At 29.6% G+C, this 17,696-nt stretch carries 20 protein-coding genes, 2 tRNA genes and 2 rRNA genes; 19 read left to right on the forward strand and 5 right to left on the reverse strand.

Going from position 1 to position 17,696, the window contains the following annotated elements; translation table 11 throughout:
- The 4 genes from H8S20_RS18540 to H8S20_RS18555 all read left to right on the forward strand — a co-directional run.
- Positions 1-169 (forward strand): 23S ribosomal RNA (locus H8S20_RS18540); the annotation flags it as partial.
- A gap of 48 nt (positions 170-217) precedes the next feature.
- Positions 218-334: ribosomal RNA gene (gene rrf / locus H8S20_RS18545) — 5S ribosomal RNA — on the forward strand.
- 5 nt (positions 335-339) lie between these two features.
- A tRNA-Phe gene (locus tag H8S20_RS18550) sits at positions 340-415 on the forward strand.
- A 5-nt stretch (positions 416-420) separates the two neighbouring features.
- Positions 421-495: transfer RNA gene (locus tag H8S20_RS18555), tRNA-Cys, on the forward strand.
- Positions 496-660: 165 nt separating this feature from the next.
- On the opposite strand, the gene H8S20_RS18560 is transcribed toward H8S20_RS18555, so the two are convergent.
- Positions 661-1,608 (reverse strand): magnesium transporter CorA family protein, encoded by a 948-nt coding sequence (locus H8S20_RS18560; RefSeq protein WP_032116978.1) that lies wholly within the window; start codon positions 1,606-1,608, stop codon positions 661-663.
- A 228-nt stretch (positions 1,609-1,836) separates the two neighbouring features.
- On the opposite strand from H8S20_RS18560, the gene H8S20_RS18565 reads away from it, so the two are divergent.
- Positions 1,837-2,340, forward strand: a complete 504-nt coding sequence (locus tag H8S20_RS18565; protein ID WP_186861051.1) for a hypothetical protein — start codon at positions 1,837-1,839, stop codon at positions 2,338-2,340.
- 13 nt (positions 2,341-2,353) lie between these two features.
- Here the strand turns inward: H8S20_RS18565 and H8S20_RS18570 are convergent, their stop codons facing one another.
- Positions 2,354-3,508: a zinc-binding metallopeptidase family protein gene (locus tag H8S20_RS18570; protein ID WP_186861052.1), complete on the reverse strand. Its 1,155-nt coding sequence runs from the start codon at positions 3,506-3,508 to the stop codon at positions 2,354-2,356.
- Positions 3,509-3,639: 131 nt separating this feature from the next.
- Between H8S20_RS18570 and H8S20_RS18575 the strand changes: the two genes are divergently transcribed.
- The 7 genes from H8S20_RS18575 to fdxA all read left to right on the forward strand — a co-directional run bounded on the left by H8S20_RS18575 (position 3,640) and on the right by fdxA (position 7,378).
- Positions 3,640-3,831 carry a sigma factor G inhibitor Gin gene (locus H8S20_RS18575; RefSeq protein ID WP_032116981.1) on the forward strand — a complete coding sequence of 64 codons (192 nt, stop codon included), beginning with the start codon at positions 3,640-3,642 and terminating at the stop codon, positions 3,829-3,831.
- Between the two features lie 44 nt (positions 3,832-3,875).
- Positions 3,876-4,553, forward strand: coding sequence for a dTMP kinase (locus tag H8S20_RS18580; protein ID WP_186861053.1), 678 nt, complete (start codon positions 3,876-3,878; stop codon positions 4,551-4,553).
- 141 nt (positions 4,554-4,694) lie between these two features.
- Entirely contained in the window at positions 4,695-5,024 is a 330-nt protein-coding gene (darA, locus tag H8S20_RS18585; RefSeq protein ID WP_032116983.1) for a cyclic di-AMP receptor DarA, read from the forward strand.
- A gap of 27 nt (positions 5,025-5,051) precedes the next feature.
- Positions 5,052-5,984, forward strand: coding sequence for a DNA polymerase III subunit delta' (locus H8S20_RS18590; RefSeq protein ID WP_032116984.1), 933 nt, complete (start codon positions 5,052-5,054; stop codon positions 5,982-5,984).
- Positions 5,985-5,989: 5 nt separating this feature from the next.
- Positions 5,990-6,895, forward strand: coding sequence for a PSP1 domain-containing protein (locus tag H8S20_RS18595; protein WP_032116985.1), 906 nt, complete (start codon positions 5,990-5,992; stop codon positions 6,893-6,895).
- A 10-nt stretch (positions 6,896-6,905) separates the two neighbouring features.
- Complete coding sequence (locus tag H8S20_RS18600; RefSeq protein WP_032116986.1) at positions 6,906-7,112, forward strand: heavy-metal-associated domain-containing protein; 207 nt, start codon at positions 6,906-6,908, stop codon at positions 7,110-7,112.
- A 95-nt stretch (positions 7,113-7,207) separates the two neighbouring features.
- The gene (fdxA, locus tag H8S20_RS18605) at positions 7,208-7,378 is read left to right on the forward strand and encodes a 4Fe-4S ferredoxin (RefSeq protein WP_032116987.1); all 171 of its coding nucleotides are present in this window, start codon (positions 7,208-7,210) and stop codon (positions 7,376-7,378) included.
- 36 nt (positions 7,379-7,414) lie between these two features.
- Here the strand turns inward: fdxA and H8S20_RS18610 are convergent, their stop codons facing one another.
- Complete coding sequence (locus H8S20_RS18610) at positions 7,415-8,044, reverse strand: MBL fold metallo-hydrolase (protein ID WP_032116988.1); 630 nt, start codon at positions 8,042-8,044, stop codon at positions 7,415-7,417.
- Between the two features lie 186 nt (positions 8,045-8,230).
- Between H8S20_RS18610 and H8S20_RS18615 the strand changes: the two genes are divergently transcribed.
- The 3 genes from H8S20_RS18615 to H8S20_RS18625 all read left to right on the forward strand — a co-directional run bounded on the left by H8S20_RS18615 (position 8,231) and on the right by H8S20_RS18625 (position 12,864).
- On the forward strand, positions 8,231-8,686 hold the full coding sequence (locus tag H8S20_RS18615; protein ID WP_032116989.1) for a CtsR family transcriptional regulator: 456 nt from the start codon (positions 8,231-8,233) through the stop codon (positions 8,684-8,686).
- Between the two features lie 79 nt (positions 8,687-8,765).
- Positions 8,766-11,210, forward strand: a complete 2,445-nt coding sequence (locus H8S20_RS18620; protein ID WP_186861054.1) for an ATP-dependent Clp protease ATP-binding subunit — start codon at positions 8,766-8,768, stop codon at positions 11,208-11,210.
- Positions 11,211-11,406: 196 nt separating this feature from the next.
- On the forward strand, positions 11,407-12,864 hold the full coding sequence (locus H8S20_RS18625) for an NADP-dependent glyceraldehyde-3-phosphate dehydrogenase (RefSeq protein ID WP_032117006.1): 1,458 nt from the start codon (positions 11,407-11,409) through the stop codon (positions 12,862-12,864).
- A 106-nt stretch (positions 12,865-12,970) separates the two neighbouring features.
- On the opposite strand, the gene H8S20_RS18630 is transcribed toward H8S20_RS18625, so the two are convergent.
- Both H8S20_RS18630 and H8S20_RS18635 read right to left on the reverse strand, forming a co-directional pair.
- Positions 12,971-13,198 carry a glutaredoxin family protein gene (locus H8S20_RS18630; protein ID WP_032116991.1) on the reverse strand — a complete coding sequence of 76 codons (228 nt, stop codon included), beginning with the start codon at positions 13,196-13,198 and terminating at the stop codon, positions 12,971-12,973.
- Between the two features lie 61 nt (positions 13,199-13,259).
- A complete protein-coding gene (locus H8S20_RS18635) occupies positions 13,260-13,421 on the reverse strand; it encodes a hypothetical protein (RefSeq protein ID WP_186861055.1) in 162 nt (53 codons plus the stop codon).
- A gap of 127 nt (positions 13,422-13,548) precedes the next feature.
- Here H8S20_RS18635 and H8S20_RS18640 point away from each other — a divergent pair, with 127 nt between their 5' ends.
- The 4 genes from H8S20_RS18640 (at position 13,549) to disA (ending at position 17,642) form a co-directional block, all read left to right on the forward strand.
- On the forward strand, positions 13,549-14,271 hold the full coding sequence (locus H8S20_RS18640) for a GntR family transcriptional regulator (protein ID WP_032116992.1): 723 nt from the start codon (positions 13,549-13,551) through the stop codon (positions 14,269-14,271).
- On the forward strand, positions 14,268-14,996 hold the full coding sequence (nagB, locus tag H8S20_RS18645) for a glucosamine-6-phosphate deaminase (protein WP_032116993.1): 729 nt from the start codon (positions 14,268-14,270) through the stop codon (positions 14,994-14,996). The genes H8S20_RS18640 and nagB overlap by 4 nt, the downstream gene beginning before the upstream one ends.
- Positions 14,997-15,143: 147 nt before the next feature.
- Positions 15,144-16,529: a DNA repair protein RadA gene (radA, locus tag H8S20_RS18650; protein WP_186861056.1), complete on the forward strand. Its 1,386-nt coding sequence runs from the start codon at positions 15,144-15,146 to the stop codon at positions 16,527-16,529.
- Positions 16,530-16,577: 48 nt separating this feature from the next.
- A complete protein-coding gene (gene disA, locus H8S20_RS18655; RefSeq protein ID WP_032116995.1) occupies positions 16,578-17,642 on the forward strand; it encodes a DNA integrity scanning diadenylate cyclase DisA in 1,065 nt (354 codons plus the stop codon).
- Positions 17,643-17,696: the final 54 nt, after the last annotated feature.

Genomic DNA, 17,696 nt, shown 5'->3' on the forward strand with positions numbered 1-17,696 from the left:
GGAAGGGATAAACGCTGAAAGCATCTAAGCGTGAAGCCTACCTCAAGATGAGATTTCCCATAGCATAAGCTAGTAAGACCCCTTGAAGAACACAAGGTTGATAGGTCAGAGGTGTAAGTGTGGTAACATATTTAGCTGACTGATACTAATAGGTCGAGGGCTTGACCAATAAAAATATAAAATTCATGTGCAATTTTCAGAGAACATTCTGAATACATCTAGTGATGATGGCGTAGAGGAAACACTCCTTCCCATTCCGAACAGGAAAGTTAAGCTCTACAGCGCCAATGGTACTGCACGGGAGACTGTGTGGGAGAGTAGGACGTTGCTAGGTAATGTGGCTCGATAGCTCAGTCGGTAGAGCAGAGGACTGAAAATCCTCGTGTCCCTGGTTCGATTCCTGGTCGAGCCACCAGGTATGGCGCCATAGCCAAGTGGTAAGGCAGAGGTCTGCAAAACCTTTATTCATCAGTTCAAATCTGATTGGCGCCTCCAAAAAACCTACAAGCATTGCTTGTAGGTTTTTATTTTTGCTTAATAGCAAAGTTTATATATTTTAGATTTATATTCATTAAAAAAATATACACAAAAAAACAATATATCCACAGGTAAATTTTATTTACCTGTGGATATATTTTATATTAGTGGATAACTATTAAATTAACTAAACATATCTTTCTTATATAAAAGTATTGCAACAAACCCTGTTAATAGGAATGTAAAAATCATTATTATATTAAAGGCAGCAGGATCATCGGGTTTAAAAGGAAGTAAAACATTCATTCCAAATATACCACCAATGATAGTTGGAATAGCCATTAATATTGTAACTGATGCTAATACCTTCATAACTATATTAAGATTATTTGAAATTACTGAAGCAAAGAAGTCCATTGTACTTGCAAGTATATTACTATATATATCAGTCATTTCAATTGCTTGCTTATTTTCAATAATAACATCTTCTAAAACATCTTGGTCTTCAGGATATTTCTGCATTATTTCAAGCTTCAGCATCTTCTCTAATGTTATTTCATTTGCTTTAAGTGAAGTAGAGAAATAAACAAGAGATTTCTCTAATGAATGAAGTTGTATAAGTTCTCTATTTTTCATTGACTTATGTAATCTTTTTTCAATCATTAAACTTTTTTTGTCAATTTGTCTTAAATATATTAAATAATATGTAGAAACTCTATTTAATATTTGAAGAATGAATCTTGATTTTTTAAATGAGAAGAAAGATTTGACCTTATTGTTTATAAAATCAGTTAATATTCTACTGTTTTTTAAGCAAACAGTTACTATTTGCTTTTCAGAATGAATAATTGCTAAGGGATATGTATCATATGTTAAAGAGTTATCTTCCATTTCTGTAAAAGGAATATCTACTATTACTAAAAGATAACCATCTTCAAAGTCAATACGAGAAGTTTCTTCATCATCTAAAGGAGCTCTTAAAAAACTTAAGGGAACTCCTGTCTTTTTTGAAACTAATATAATTTCTTCCTCAGTAGGAGCTACCATATTGACCCAACATCCAGGTTCAATACTATTTAAAGCTTTTAAATGAGGATTTGTTTCACTTAAGCTTTTGTATATCTTAATCATAGGATACCTCCAATAAATTGTGTAATATTATTATATTTATTAGTATATCATAATAAAATTAGTAATAGATTTAAAACCTTAGATTAAGGTAGATTTTTTAAAGATTTATTGACTATTTTCATATAACCTAAGAATAAGACGAAATTTAGGAATGGAATTATACTATAATAATTAGTATAATCATAACATTGTCAAAATTATTATATTTTATGGGGGATATATATTATCATGCATAGAGAAGTTGTACACGGAAGGAAAATTCCTGCTATAATGATATCACTACTAGCTATAACTATTGCTTTATATGCCATTGAAATTGCTGAAATAATGGTAGGTAAAACTTTTCAAGTTTATAGAGTAATAGAAGTTGTTTTATTACTAATGATAGTATTTGTATTATTTAAGGAATTTAAACGCTGTAGTTTATCTTATAAATATTCAATCATTGCAGATAAGTTAATAATCAATAAATTAAATTGTAAAGGAGATAATATCTTAGAAAGCATAAGAATGCAAGATATTGTTTTTATAGGTAAGAGAGTTGAGATACCTAAAAAGCTATCAAAGATTAAATCACATGGTAGTTACTTAAGTACTATAACTACTTCTAAGAAGTGTTATTGTGTATATAAAAAAAATGGACAACTAATTAAATTTTCATTTGAACCAAGTGAAAGATTATTAAGAAGAGTATATGATAAAGTTAATATAATAAATGGTGAAGCTAATTAAATAGCTTCACCATTTATTTTTCTTTAAAAAATTCATCTTTAATTTCATTTAATAAAGTATTATTTGTTATTAAATCTACTGCAGTAGCTGCTAATGCTAATGAAGCCTTCATAGATTGCTCAAAAGCAAAGTTAGATATTGTAGCTTCTGAAAATTCTTTAGTGCCGTATCTAATTCTATTATCTTCAATTATATTTACATAAGGATGTATACAAGGAACAGTTTTACTTACTATACCAATGCTTAATCCTGAACGAACATCTTTTGGTGAACCAATATCGATTATTCCATTCTCCTTTAGATTATGACTAAATAATCTATTTAAAGTTCTATTAGTAATCAATTCTTCATTAGGACACTCATATAGAGAAAAGGAATATTGAACTCTAATAAGTTTAGAGACATATATAGCTATTTCTCTTAATTTATTTTCTGCTATTTTTGCTATATCCATTTCTGTAGCTCTTATATAAAATTGAGCTTCACTTTCCATTGGAAGTAGAAGTGGAGTAAAGCCACCTTGAGATAGTATTGAATTAACCTCAACATCTTTAGGGAATCCTTTTAATATAGAATTTAGGATATTAAAAGTTAATAATATACCATCTAAAGATGTATAAGTATCGTTGTTTAAAAAGCTTAAACCACTATTGCCTAATAATTTGATTTTTAAAGGGACTATGGCAGCAGAAGTACCACTTTCATTGGTTGTTACATCAGGATGTGCTACTAATACCGCATCGATATCTTCAAAAACTCCTTGTTTAACCATGATGGATTTTGTACCACCACGATATTCACCTGGGCAGCCAATTACTATAGCAGTTCCACCTATATTCTCAATAACCTTAGAAAGGGCTAAGGAAGCTCCTAAGGATATAGTGGTTAATAAATTATGCCCAGTTAAATGTCCTTCTCCGGGGACAGCATCATACTCACATAAAAAGCATATCTTAGGATAAGTATTTCCTTTTGAAGCATAAAAAGATGTTTCTAAATCAAGAAAATTCTTTTTCACATCAAACCCATGTGATTCTAATAAATTACATATAGAATCACAGGCAGAGAATTCCTTATAGCTATCTTCAGGATTATCATATAACTTTTGGTTTAGGTCATGTAATTCATCATAACATGTAGATAAATAAGAAATCATTTCTTGGTTCATTTAGTGATTCCTCCATTTTAAAGTTTTAATATTATTTTCCCATAAAATATTTATTTTATAGCTTTTTTAGATTAAAGTATAAAAATATTAATTCTTGTCCAAAATTTAATATTAGATAGGGAGGGGTTAAAATGATTAATAACAAAGAAATAATCGTAAAAAAGAAAAGATATTGTAAAATTTGTGGTGAGGCTCATTATGATGGTATAATGATTATAAAAAGTTTCATATGTGATAATTGTGTAAATAGCATCACTAATGAAGAGTTTGATGATAAGCAATATGAAGATATGAAAAACAAAATAAAAGATATATTATTTTAGAAGTTAAGTAATATACCCTACATACTTGAAAGGTGGGCTTATTTATGGGTAAAGGTAAATTAATTATTATAGAGTCAGGATCAGATGCTAGCGGAAAAGCAACTCAATCTAAAAAGTTATATGAAAGACTTATTAATGAAGGTTATAATTGTATGAAAATAACTTTTCCAGATTACGATAGCGAATCTTCTGCGTTAGTAAAGATGTATTTAAGAGGTGACTTCGGAAGTAATCCTAATGATGTTAGTCCTTATGTAGCATCAACTTTCTATGCTGCTGATAGATATGCATCTTTTAAAACAAAGTGGGAAAATTTCTATAATGAAGGCGGAATAATAATATCAGATAGATATACTACTTCAAACATGGTACATCAAGCAGCTAAAATGGATGAAGAAGAAAAAGAGAAATTTTTAAACTGGTTATGGGACTTAGAATTTAACTTATATGGTATACCAGAACCAGATCAAGTTATATTCCTAGATGTAGATCCTATGGTAAGTCAACAGTTAATGAAAAATAGATTGAACAAGATAACCGGTGAAGAAGAAAAGGATATTCATGAAAGCAATGAAGAGTACTTAGTAAATTCATATAATAATTCACTAAAGATTGCGGATAAATATAGCTGGAATAAAGTTAAATGTACTGAAGGAACAGCATTAAGAACTATTGATGATATCCATGAAGAGATATACAAGAAGGTGAAAGAAACAATCTAAAAAGTTAGAAGAGACTTACAAATTAAACTATTGTAAAATTATAGATATATTTTGCGTAAAACTAACATAAAAAGTATTAAAACACTTAAATAATATGATAAAATAATATAAAAGGGAAATATATTGAGTGGAGGTAATTTTATGAAGTTAGTAATAGCAATAGTACAAGATGATGACGCATTAGATTTAATTGAAGAACTTAACGATAAAGGTTTCAGGGTTACTAAATTAGCGACTACTGGAGGTTTCTTAAAATCTGGTAACACAACATTAATGATAGGTGTAGAAAAAGAGAAAGTTACTGATGTAGTTAAAGTAGTTGAAGATGTTTGTAAGATGAGAAAAGAAATAATACCAACTCCAACTACTATGTCTAATGGAACAGGTATGTATATGCCATATCCTATGGAAGTGGAAGTAGGAGGAGCTACTATCTTTGTATTAGATGTAGACCAATTTATTAAAGTATAAATTTATAAATGAAAAAGAGGCGTGAGTATGAGAAAGTTTATTGGGTACAAAGACTTAATTATAAATTTCAACAAGCGATGTTCAAATGGAACTCTTTCTCATGCACACCTTATTTGTGGTGAGGATGGAATAGGAAAGAGCGTCCTAGCTTTAAATCTAGCTAAACTAATATTAAAAGGCGACTTAGATAGGGAATATGTAGATATTATAAATTATAAGCCTGAAAAAACTTCTTTTGGAGTAGATGACGTAAGAGGTATTATAGAGGAAGTTCAAAAAAAGCCTTTTGAGGGAGATAAGAAGGTAATTATTATTCATGAAGGTAATAAACTTACAGTTCAAGCTCAAAATGCATTATTAAAAACTATAGAGGAACCTCCTTTAGGGGTTTACATAATAATACTATGTGAAAGTTTAGAGTTGGTTCTAGATACTATAAAGTCTAGATGTGAAATATTTAAATTAACGCCATTATCAAAAGAAGAATTATACGAGTATGTTGAAATAAAAGGCTATGATAAAAATGCACCAGAAACGAAGGCAGCTATAGCATTTAGTTCAGGAATTCCTGGAAGAATAGATAGATATCTTAATGATGATAAGCTTAAAGAATTAAGAGATAAAGTTATAATGTTATTAATTAAAATAACAAAAAATGATCCCGAAGCTCTTTTAGAAGAAGAAGAAGTTTTAAATTCTTATAAAGGAGATAAAGAAGAAGTGCTAAGTATAATTGGGGATTTCATAAGAGACATATTAATACATAAGGAAATAGAAAACGAAAATCTAATTATAAATAGTGATAAGATAAATGAAATAAAAGAGCTTACTAGAGAAATGTCCTTTAGAAAGCTAAATAATTTAATAAGTAGTATTGAAGAAGCTAGAAGAAACATTAAAAGTAATGTCAATTGGGCAATAACTATAAGGGTTATGCTTATGAGCTTTTTGGAGGTTTAAAAAGGATGATAAAAGTCGTAGGAGTGAGATTTAAAAAGGCAGGAAAGATATATTATTTTGATCCAACTGATTTAAAAATAGAAAAAGGTAATTATGTAGTTGTAGAAACAGCTAGAGGAATAGAATTTGGTGAATGTGTAATTGGAATAAAGGAAGTAAGAGAAGAAGATATAGTAGCACCACTTAAGAGTGTTATTAGAATAGCTTCACAAGAAGATATAGATAAGCATTTTGATAATAAAGCTAAAGAAGAAGAAGCTTTTAATATATGCTTTAATAAGATTCAAGAACATAATTTAACAATGAAGCTTATCGATGTAGAGTACACATTTGATAATAATAAAGTTATATTCTACTTTACTGCAGATGGAAGAGTAGATTTTAGAGAGTTAGTTAAGGATTTAGCTACTATATTTAAAACACGTATTGAGTTAAGACAAATAGGAGTTAGAGATGAAGCTAAGATGCTAGGTGGATTAGGACCTTGTGGAAGACCTATGTGTTGCTCATCATTTTTAGGTGATTTTGCATCAGTTTCTATAAAGATGGCTAAAGAACAAAATTTATCTCTAAATCCAACAAAGATATCAGGGATATGCGGACGTCTTATGTGTTGTTTAAATTATGAGCAAAGTACATATGAAGATATTAGAAAGAGAATGCCTCAGGTTGGTTCAATAGTCAAAACTGAGGAGGGAACAGGAGAAGTTATAAGTAATAATACTGTTAAGGAAACAGTAAGAGTAAAATATAAGAGAGCTGGAGAAGAAGTAATTAATGACTTTAATATAGATAATATCGAATTAATAGAAGGCAATTATGAAGATTCAGTAGATGATTCAGATATTAAGTTAGAGATAAGTTCTGAAGAAGATAAAAAATTCATTAAGGCATTAATTAAAGACAACTAAGGAGGAGATTATGAAAATATCAATAAGAATTTATAATTTAAATAAGTCTGCTGATATAACAACTATTAGAAATATACTCACAAATGAAGAAGGTATAGTAGCTTGCGAAATAAATAAAGTTAAAAAAGAAGTTCAAATAGTGTATGATAATTTAACAATAACATCAGAAGATATTATAAATCTTATTGAAATGGCGGGATATATGATCGAGAGTTAGTGTCAAACTTTATGTCATGTATTAAAAATACTTTGAAAAAAATATTGACTATGATACAATAGAGATGAAATTTAATAAGTGAGGGGGTTTTTTTAATGGCATACGTAATAGAAGACTCATGCGTAAACTGTGGAGCTTGTGCAGCTGAATGTCCAGTTAACGCTATTAGCCAAGGAGATACTCAATTCGTTATAGATGCAGATACTTGTATCGATTGCGGAAACTGTGCAAATGTTTGTCCAGTTGGAGCACCAGTAGCTGAATAGTTGATTGAAAGGGTCACCAAAGTGGTGACTCTTTTTTTAATGCTTTAAAAGCACAGTTAACGGTGTATTATTAGGAAAATCTTTAATATTAATTTCAGAAGTATTTGTGTTAAAAATATTTTTGCATTTAGATATATAGTCTAAGGGACCATTAAAATAAAAATCACAATTATCACATTTATAGCACATTGGTATAATATATTTAGGAGTAAGTAGCTCTGATAATTTATAACTTTCACTACCATTTAAACAGATATTTCCACCAATAGGAAGAAATAGAACATCTACATTTTTCAATGTATTTATTATTTCAGCATTAAGAAAATGTCCTAAATAGCCAAGGTGACATAGTCTTAACCCATCTATTTCATAAAGGTATATATAGTTTTTACCACGTTTTAATCCTTCAACAGCATCACTATATGATAAATAACCTTTAATCTTAATATTATTTTCACTATAAATTTCATCACGTGTGACTATCTTAGCACCATATTTACTTAAATCAAAGTTACTTATTTTATGAAAATCCTTGCTAAATGTTATTATATCAACAGTAGTATCTAAATCTAAAAGTTCTAATGGAGTAAAGGGGTCTATAAGAATTTTTTTTGATAAAGATGTTTTTATTAAAAAAGTACTATTTCCTAGCCATTTAATCTGCACTTGTTATCACATCCTAAAATCTTGTTTAACATCTATATTTTAAGAGTATTGACTAAATAAAACCTAAATATTACAGAAATTAAATGAATTTTATTTAAAAGGGAAAACTTTAAAGATAGACACTTAAAAAATATTTGTATATAATTAAAGTCAAAGAAAGTCAAAGATGTTTAGGAAGGTGTTTTTATGGCAAGAATATCAGATGTTATAGCTGAATTTATAAATAATATGCTAGAAGAGAAAAGTAGCAAGGAAATAATAATTCAGAGAAACGATTTAGCTGATAAATTTAATTGTGCCCCATCACAAATCAACTACGTATTGACTACTAGGTTTAGCCATGAAAGAGGTTATATTATAGAGAGTAGAAGAGGCGGAGGCGGGTATATAGTAATTAAGAAAATATCACATGATAATAATGAAAAAATTGCTATGATGCTTAACGAATCTATTGGTAGAAGTATTACTTATCAAGGAGCATTATCTTTAGTTCACTACTTATTAGAATTAAGCTTAGTAACTGAAAGGGAATGTGAGCTTATAAAAATGTCTGTTAACGATAGGAATTTAACATCAGTGGAAGATAAAAATAAAGTTAGAGCAGATATATTAAGGGGTATGATGGCTGTTATTTTATCATAGTAATTAATATAAATTTAAATTTAATAGTTAATTAATTAAATTTTATATAAATTATAACCTAGGGTATGGAGGTATAAGAATGATATTTGGGAGGTTTACTGAAAGAGCACAAATAGTTCTGATAGAAGCACAGCAAGAGTCTCAAAAGTTTAAGCATGGGTATATAGGAACTGAACATGTACTTTTAGGGATATTAAAAGAAAATGGGTATGCTAGTCAATTATTAACTACTAAAGGATTAACTATAGATAAGGTTAGAAGTCTTACAGAAGAGTATTTAGGCTTTGGAGATGAAGAGATATTATCAGGAGATATATTATTAACTCCTAGAACAAAAAGATTATTTGATGATAGCTTAGAGGTAGCAAGAAAATATGGTCAAAATTTTATTACTCCAGAGCATATTTTATTATCTTTAATTAACGATGGTGAAGGTGTAGCTTATGCAATACTTACAAGTTGTAAAGCTGATATTAACTCAATGAAAGATGATGTAGAGAAATATATCACGGGAAGTGAATTAAAAGAAGTTAAAAAGACTCCTTCAAAAGAAAAGAAGAGTAATAAAACACCTATGTTAGATCAATACAGCAGAGATTTAACTCAATTAGCAAAGGATCAAAAATTGGATCCTGTCGTAGGAAGAGATAGTGAGACACAAAGAGTTTTAGAGATTTTATGTAGAAGAGTTAAAAATAATCCATGTTTAATTGGTGAACCAGGTGTTGGAAAGACTGCAGTAATAGAAGGATTAGCTCAAAGAATAATTTTAGGTGATATTCCAGAAAGTCTAAAAGATAAAAGGATTTTAACTTTAGATATAACTGCTATGGTTGCTGGGGCTAAATATAGAGGAGAATTTGAAGATAGATTAAAGAAAATTATGGCTGAATTACGTCAGGAAGAGGACATAATTGTATTTATAGATGAAATACACACTATAGTTGGAGCTGGAGGAGCTGAAGGGGCAATAGACGCATCTAATATTTTAAAACCTGCATTAGCAAGAGGGGAAATAAAGTGTATTGGTGCAACTACTATAGATGAGTATAGAAAGCATATAGAAAAAGATGCAGCATTAGAAAGAAGATTTCAACCAGTAAATATTGATGAGCCATCTCCAGAGGATACTTTACAGATATTATTTGGACTAAGAGATAAATATGAAGCACATCACAAAGTTAAGATAACCGACGAAGCATTAAAAATGGCAGTTAGTTTAGGAGAAAGATATATAAATGATAGGTATATGCCAGATAAGGCAATAGACTTAATTGATGAAGCGGCAGCAAAGGTAAGAATATCTAAGCTAACATTGCCACCTGAAATAAAGGAAAAAGAAGTAGCTATAGAAAAAGCTATAAATGAAAAAGAGGATGCCATAAAAAATCAAGATTTTGAAAAAGCTGCTAATCTAAGAGATAAAGAAAAGCAGTTAAGAGACGAGTTTTATGAAATTCAAAATAGATGGAACACAAAGAATTGTTCTGAAGTTTATCTTGTAGATGAAGAAGATGTAGCTAAAGTAGTATCAACTTGGACTAAGGTTCCTATAGCACGACTTACAGAAAAGGAATCAGATAGACTTATACATTTAGAAGATATATTAAAAGAGAAGGTTATCGGTCAAGATGATGCAATAAGTGCTATATCAAGAGCTGTAAAGAGAGCAAGAATTGGACTTAAGGATCCTAATAGGCCTATAGGAACTTTTATATTCTGTGGACCAACAGGAGTTGGAAAGACAGAGTTATCAAAAGCTTTAGCTGAATCTATGTTTGGTAATATGAATAATCTTATACGATTAGATATGTCAGAATATATGGAGAAGCATTCAGTTTCAAGACTTATAGGATCACCACCAGGATATATAGGATATGATGAAGGTGGGCAACTATCAGAGGCTGTTAGAAGAAAACCTTATTCTGTCGTATTATTAGACGAAATTGAAAAGGCACATCCAGATATATTTAATATTTTACTTCAAATTATGGAGGATGGAAGATTAACAGATAGTAAAGGGAAAATGATTAATTTTAAGAATACTATAATTATAATGACTTCCAATGTAGGTGCTGAAAATATTAAAAAGCAAAAACAAGTTGGATTTGCATCAAATCAAGATAATGGTAAAGCAGAATATGAAAAAATGAACGAAGTAATTCAAAGTGCATTGAAAAAAGAATTTAGACCAGAATTTTTAAATAGATTAGATGAAATAATAATCTTTAATCAACTAAATGAAGAAAGTATATTAAAAATAGTTGATATTATGATAAGTGAAACAATGGGAAGATTAAAGGAAAAAAATATATTTATCGACTATGATAAAGACTTAAGCAAATTTATTGCTGAGAAAAATAAAGAAAAAGATTTTGGTGCAAGGCCTTTAAGAAGAATAATTACGCGAGAAATAGAAGATAAATTAAGTGATGAAATAATTAAAGGTGATATTGTTGATGGAGATAAACTTCTAATTCAATGTAATGAAGAAGGAATTGAGTTTGCTGTAAATAAAGAGTAAATCATATTTAATATATAAATTTTGTAGATAAGATTGGTTAAATATGGAGATTTAATATTAATGTGAAAAGTAAAAGAAGCTTAAATATAAATTTAGGCTTCTTTTTTGTGGCTAAATTATTAAACATAGAATTATTATAAAAGTAAAATATGTAGGGGAAAATAAATAAGAGATTAATATGGAGGAAGGAAAGTATATGTTTAGTAATTTGATTGGGCAAGAGAGAAAGTTCAGAAATTTAATCAATGGTCAGTGGTGTGATAGTAAGAGTGGGAACTTTATTGACATTAAATCACCAACAGATGGGAAAATAGTTGGAAAGGTTCCAGCAATGACAAAGGATGAGGTAAATGAAGTGATTGTGGCAGCACAAAAGGCTCATAACCAGTGGAGGGATATTCCTATAAATGAAAAAGCAAAAATTCTTTATAAAGCTGCTGATATATTGCAGGAAAGAATAAATGATTTAAGTGATATTCTCATAAGGGAAATTGCCAAAGATAAAAAAAGTGCCGAATCTGAAATTAATAGAACCGCTGATTATATAAGATTTACTGCAGATACAGCTAAAAATATATTTGGAGAAACTATAGCAAGCGATAGCTTTCCAGGGTTTGATAGAAGTAAGATATCTGTTGTAACTAGAGAGTCTATGGGAGTAGTACTTGCAATATCTCCATTTAATTATCCTATAAACTTATCTGCATCAAAAATTGCACCAGCATTAATAGCCGGTAATACTGTGGTTTTAAAACCTGCTACTCAAGGTAGTCTTTGTGGATTATATTTAGCAAAAGTATTTGAAGAGGCAGGAATTCCGGCAGGAGTCTTAAATACGGTAACAGGAAGAGGTAGTGAAATAGGCGATTATATAGTTACTCATCCAGAGATAGATTTTATAAACTTTACAGGAAGTACTGAGATTGGAATGCGAATAGCAAGTATAACAAGTATGGTTCCTTTGTTGATGGAGTTAGGAGGAAAAGATGCAGCAATTGTATTAGAGGATGCAGATCTTGACTTAGCAGCCTCCAATATAGTGGCTGGAGCATATTCTTATTCAGGACAAAGGTGTACTGCTGTTAAAAGAATATTAGTAATTGATAAAGTAGCTGATGAATTAGCAGAAAAGATTAAGAAACACGTATTAGAGCTTAAGGTTGGGAATCCAACTGATGAAGGTGTAACCATAACTCCGTTAATAGATAATAAATCCGCTGACTTTGTTTGGGAGTTAATAGATGATGCACGAGAAAAAGGCGCACATTTATTAGTTGGAGGAAAGAGAGACGGAAATATTATTTATCCAACTTTATTTGATTTTGTTACAGAAGATATGAGATTAGCATGGGAAGAGCCTTTTGGGCCGGTATTACCTATTATTAGAGTAAAGGATAAAGAGGAAGCTATAAAGATAGCAAATGAGTCTGAATATGGATTGCAAGCGTCTGTATTTACTAAAAATATTGATGAAGCCTTTTATATAGCAAAGAAGTTAGAGGTTGGTACTGTTCAAATTAATAATAAACCAGAAAGAGGGCCAGATCATTTCCCATTCTCAGGAGTAAAAGCATCTGGAATAGGTACTCAAGGAATTAAATATTCAATTGAAGCTATGTCTAGGTTGAAGGGAACGATAATTAATTTAAAATGAGAATTAAGAATTAAAATTAATGAAAAAAGCCAGCAATATGCTGGCTTTGATACATTGTAGAAAAATTTTAATTTTATAATACTTAATTATAAAATTAAGCTAATAATTAGATGTTAAGAGCTGTATCGATAGCAGGTTTATCAAAACCTATTATTATAGTTCCGTTTACATCTAGAACAGGGACTCCCATTTGCTTAGATTTCTTTATCATTTCTTCTCTAGCTACCATATCATCTTGAACATTTAATTCTTCGAATTCTACCTCTTTAGATTTTAAATAACTTTTAGCCTTATCACACCAAGGACAAGTATTAGTTGTATAAACTTTAACCATAAGTACCTCCTAAAATAGTAAATTTAATATTAATATATCATATAATATTAATTAGAAATAGTTATTTAATCACATTACTGTTATCTAGGTTAGAATTAATAACCATATTTTCTAAAGAAGAGTCAGTAAAGTTATTAAGAGAATTAGTACTCATGTCTTTTGGCGTATAATCAGATAAAATATTTTTACCGTTCATATTATCATAATAAGATTTTGGAATCATAATAACATCTCCCTAAACTTTTTATAATTAGTATTAGTAAAATTGATAAAAATATACAAAAGATTTTTATCAACTGGTATAGACATCTATAAATCTGCACGTTATAATATGCTTAGGAGGCGATACTATGATTGATAAGAGTAGTCCTATACCAGTATACTTCCAGTTAAAAAATGATTTAGTTAAAAAGATAGCTCAAGGTCTTTGGAAACCTGGAGAATGTATAGCAAGTGAGAGAGAATTATGTGAAATCTACGGTGTAAGTAGAATGACGATAAGACAAGCTATAGGTGAGTTAGTTCAAGAAGGGGTTTTAACTAGATTAAAAGGTAAAGGTACGTTTGTATGTGAACAGACTGTAAAGCAACAAGATATGATGAGTTTTACAGAGATGATAAAGCAAACAGGTAGAGAGTTAAAGACAGAAGTTATTAACTTCGATGTAATAGATACACCAGACGATATGCAAGATATTTTTATGCTTGATAAAGTTTATAAGATTGAGAGAAGAAGAATAGTTGATGGAGAGTGTATAGCAGTTGAGACTGTATTTATACCAGTAGATTATTGCGGGCATATTAATGAAGAGATGCTAAAAGGGTCATTATATAAAATTTTAGAGAATTTTGGATACTCAATAAGCAATTCTACTTCTTCTATAGTAGCAGCAGATATAACAGATGAAGTAAAGGAAAAGTTTAATACTAAAGAAAACTTTCCAGTGCTTAAGATGATAGGTAAAACCTTTGCTAATAAAAATAAATTATTATTTATTGAAGAGGCATTATATAGATCAGATAAATTTACATTACAAGTGAATATTTCACGTAGAGAGGGAGAGATATTATGAAATTAATAGTTACAAAAAATTATGAAGAATTAAGTAAAATAGCAGCAGAGGAGTTTGCTAAAGTTGTAATAGAAAAACCTACAGCAGTTTTAGGATTAGCTACTGGAGGATCACCAATTGGAATGTACAAAGAGCTAATAGCTAAGTGTGAAAATAAGGAATTAGATTTTTCTAAATGTACTTCAATAAATTTAGATGAGTATATAGGATTAAATCCAGAACATGAGCAAAGCTATAGAAACTTTATGAATACAAACTTATTTAATCATATAAATATTGATAAGACTAAGACTTTTGTACCAAATGGTTTAGCAAAGAACTTAGAAGAAGAATGTAAAAACTACGATAATAAGATTGAAGAGCTTGGTGGAATAGATGTTCAATTATTAGGTATCGGTAACAATGGACATATCGCATTTAACGAACCAGGAGATGAGTTATCAGCAGGAACTCATATAATTTCATTAACAGAGAGTACTATAGAGGCAAATGCTAGATTCTTCGATTCAATAGATGAAGTTCCAAGAAAAGCGTTAACTATGGGTCTTGGTGGAATAATGAAAGCTAAAAAAATAATATTAATAGCATCAGGTGAAGGAAAAGCTGAAGCTATTAAAGGGTTATTCTCAGGAAAAATCACTACAGATAATCCAGCTACAATGTTACAAATGCATAGAGATGTAGTAGTTGTTGTTGATGAAGCTGCAGCAAAACTAATAAAATAGTTATAATTTGTAAAAAATCATCGTTAAAATTATTAACGATGATTTTTTGTATTTTATATATTTTTTTATTTTAATTATGATATATTAGAAAGAGTGAAATAAGTTAAGAATACTTATATATAAGTATAATAGAAGTGGTGAATCGGTATGGCAAAAATAAAAACAGTTTATGTGTGTAAGGATTGTGGGTATGAAACACCAAAGTGGTTAGGAAAATGTCCAGATTGCAACAATTGGAACACCTTTGAGGAAGAAGTAGTTCAAGCTAAAAGCACAAGTAAAGCTGTAACTACATCAAGAACACCTAAGAAGGCAGCAAAGAAACTTACAGAAGTAACGTCTAGTAAAAGCGATAGAATAGTTACAGGAATTAATGAGTTTGACAGAGTTATGGGTGGTGGAATAGTAAGAGATTCTATTACTATAATTACGGCTAGACCAGGTGCTGGAAAGTCAACCTTATTATTACAAGTTGCTGATTGTATAGCTAAGAAAGGGCATAAGGTTATATATGCATCAGGAGAAGAAAGCGATAGTCAAATAAAGAATAGAGCTGATAGAATATTAGATAATATAAATGAAAATATATGGGTAGTTCAAGAAACTAGTTTAGATAATGTTGTTGATTCTATAGAAGAGATAGATCCAGATTTAATTATTATAGATAGTATCCAGACATTTACTATGGAAGGATATTTACCTGCAAGAGCTGGTTCTCCAACTCAAACTATGGAATGTGCTAACGAATTATTAAGAGTTGCTAAAAATGATAAGAGACAAAGAGCTGTTATAATAGTTGGACAAATGACAAAAGCAGATGAGCTCGCTGGACTTAGGGCTTTAGAACATTTAGTGGATACTGTACTTATAATAGAAGCTGATAGCGATGAAGAGCTAAGAGGACTTGTAAGTTCAAAAAATAGATTTGGAAGTACTGGAGAAACAGGATTTTTTCAAATGACTGAAAAAGGTATGATGTCTATAGATAATCCATCTGAATTTTTTATGACCAAAAGGGATGAGGGAGAATTAGTATCAGGAAGTACATTAACAGTTATTAAGGAAGGATCAAGACCTATAATAACAGAAATAGAAAGTTTAGTATCAAAGACGTTTACCCCTTATCCAACTAGGATAGGAGAAACTTTAGGAAAAGATAAATTAAATACACTAATATCTATTCTTGAACAAAGAGGTGGAATAAATCTTTACGATAAAAATGTAATAATAAAAACCACTGGTGGAATGAGAATTAGAGAGCAAGGTATTAATTTAGCAGTAATAATGAGTATAGTATCTTCGGTTAAGCAAAAAGGAATAGAAGGAAATATTGCTTTTATTGCTGATGTAGGATTAACTGGAGAGCTTAAAAAAGTGCCTTCTTTAGAAAGTAGAGTTAAAGAGCTTGCTAGAATGGGATTCAAGAGAGTATATGTAGCAAAAGATTCTTTTTCTAAAGGAACTGTATTTAAAGGAATAGATGTTATAGCATTAAAAACTCTAAATGATGTAATATTCCATGTCTATAGGTAATAAGTAATAGGGATTTATAATAATATAATTAATAATTAGGTGAGTATAATGAGGATAAAGGAAGATAATGAAATTAAAAATATACTTAAATTAGTTAGTCCAGGAACAAGCTTAAGAGAGGGATTAGATAATATTTTAAGAGCTAAAACTGGTGGACTAATAATAATTGGTGATAATGAAAATGTAATGAAGCTAGTTGATGGTGGATTTAATATTAATTCAGAATACACTCCTGCATATGTGTATGAATTAGCAAAAATGGATGGAGCAATTGTTATAAGTGGAGATCTAAAAAAGATAGTATGTGCTAATGCTCAACTTATTCCAGACTCAACGATAGCTACATTTGAAACTGGAACTAGACATAGAACGGCTCAACGAATAGCAAGACAAACAGGAACTCTTGTTATAGCAATTTCGCAAAGAAGAAACATAATTACAATATATAAAGGCGATTTAAAATACATACTTCAAGATAGTAGCGTTATTTTAGCAAGAGCTAATCAAGCAATACAAACTCTAGAAAAGTATGTTAATGTATTAGAAAAAGTTATTAATAACTTAAACATTCTTGAGTTTCAGGATTTAACTACGTTATTTGATGTAACTACAGCTATTCAAAGAACAGAAATGGTAATGAGAATAGTTGAAGAGATTAAAAAGTATATAGTTGAATTAGGAAATGAAGGAAGACTTATTTCCATGCAACTTAATGAGTTAATAAAATATATTGAGAGAGATGGAATACTTCTAATAAAAGATTATTGTAATGATCAAGCTGATGGCGATGAAATATATAAAGAAGTTCAAAAATTAAGCTCTGAAGAACTAATAGATTTAGATAACTTATCTAAATTATTAGGTCATGGTGGAGTATCTCTAGTGGATACTTTAATATCTCCAAAGGGATATAGAATTCTTTCTAAGATTCCTAGAATACCAACGAGTATAATAGAAAACCTTATTAAGCATTTTGATAGTCTTAAAAATGTTATTAAAGCATCAAAGGAAGATCTTGATATGGTTGAAGGTATAGGGGAAGCAAGAGCTACAGCGATAAGAAATGGATTAAAGAGAATTAAAGAGCAGATATACTTAAAGAAAGAATTATAGAATATTTGGTATATAATTCTTTTATATGGCAAAAATAATATGGCAGTAGTAATA

It is taken from the genome of Clostridium hominis (assembly GCF_014287825.1).
In the GTDB taxonomy this organism is placed as follows: domain Bacteria; phylum Bacillota; class Clostridia; order Clostridiales; family Clostridiaceae; genus Clostridium; species Clostridium hominis.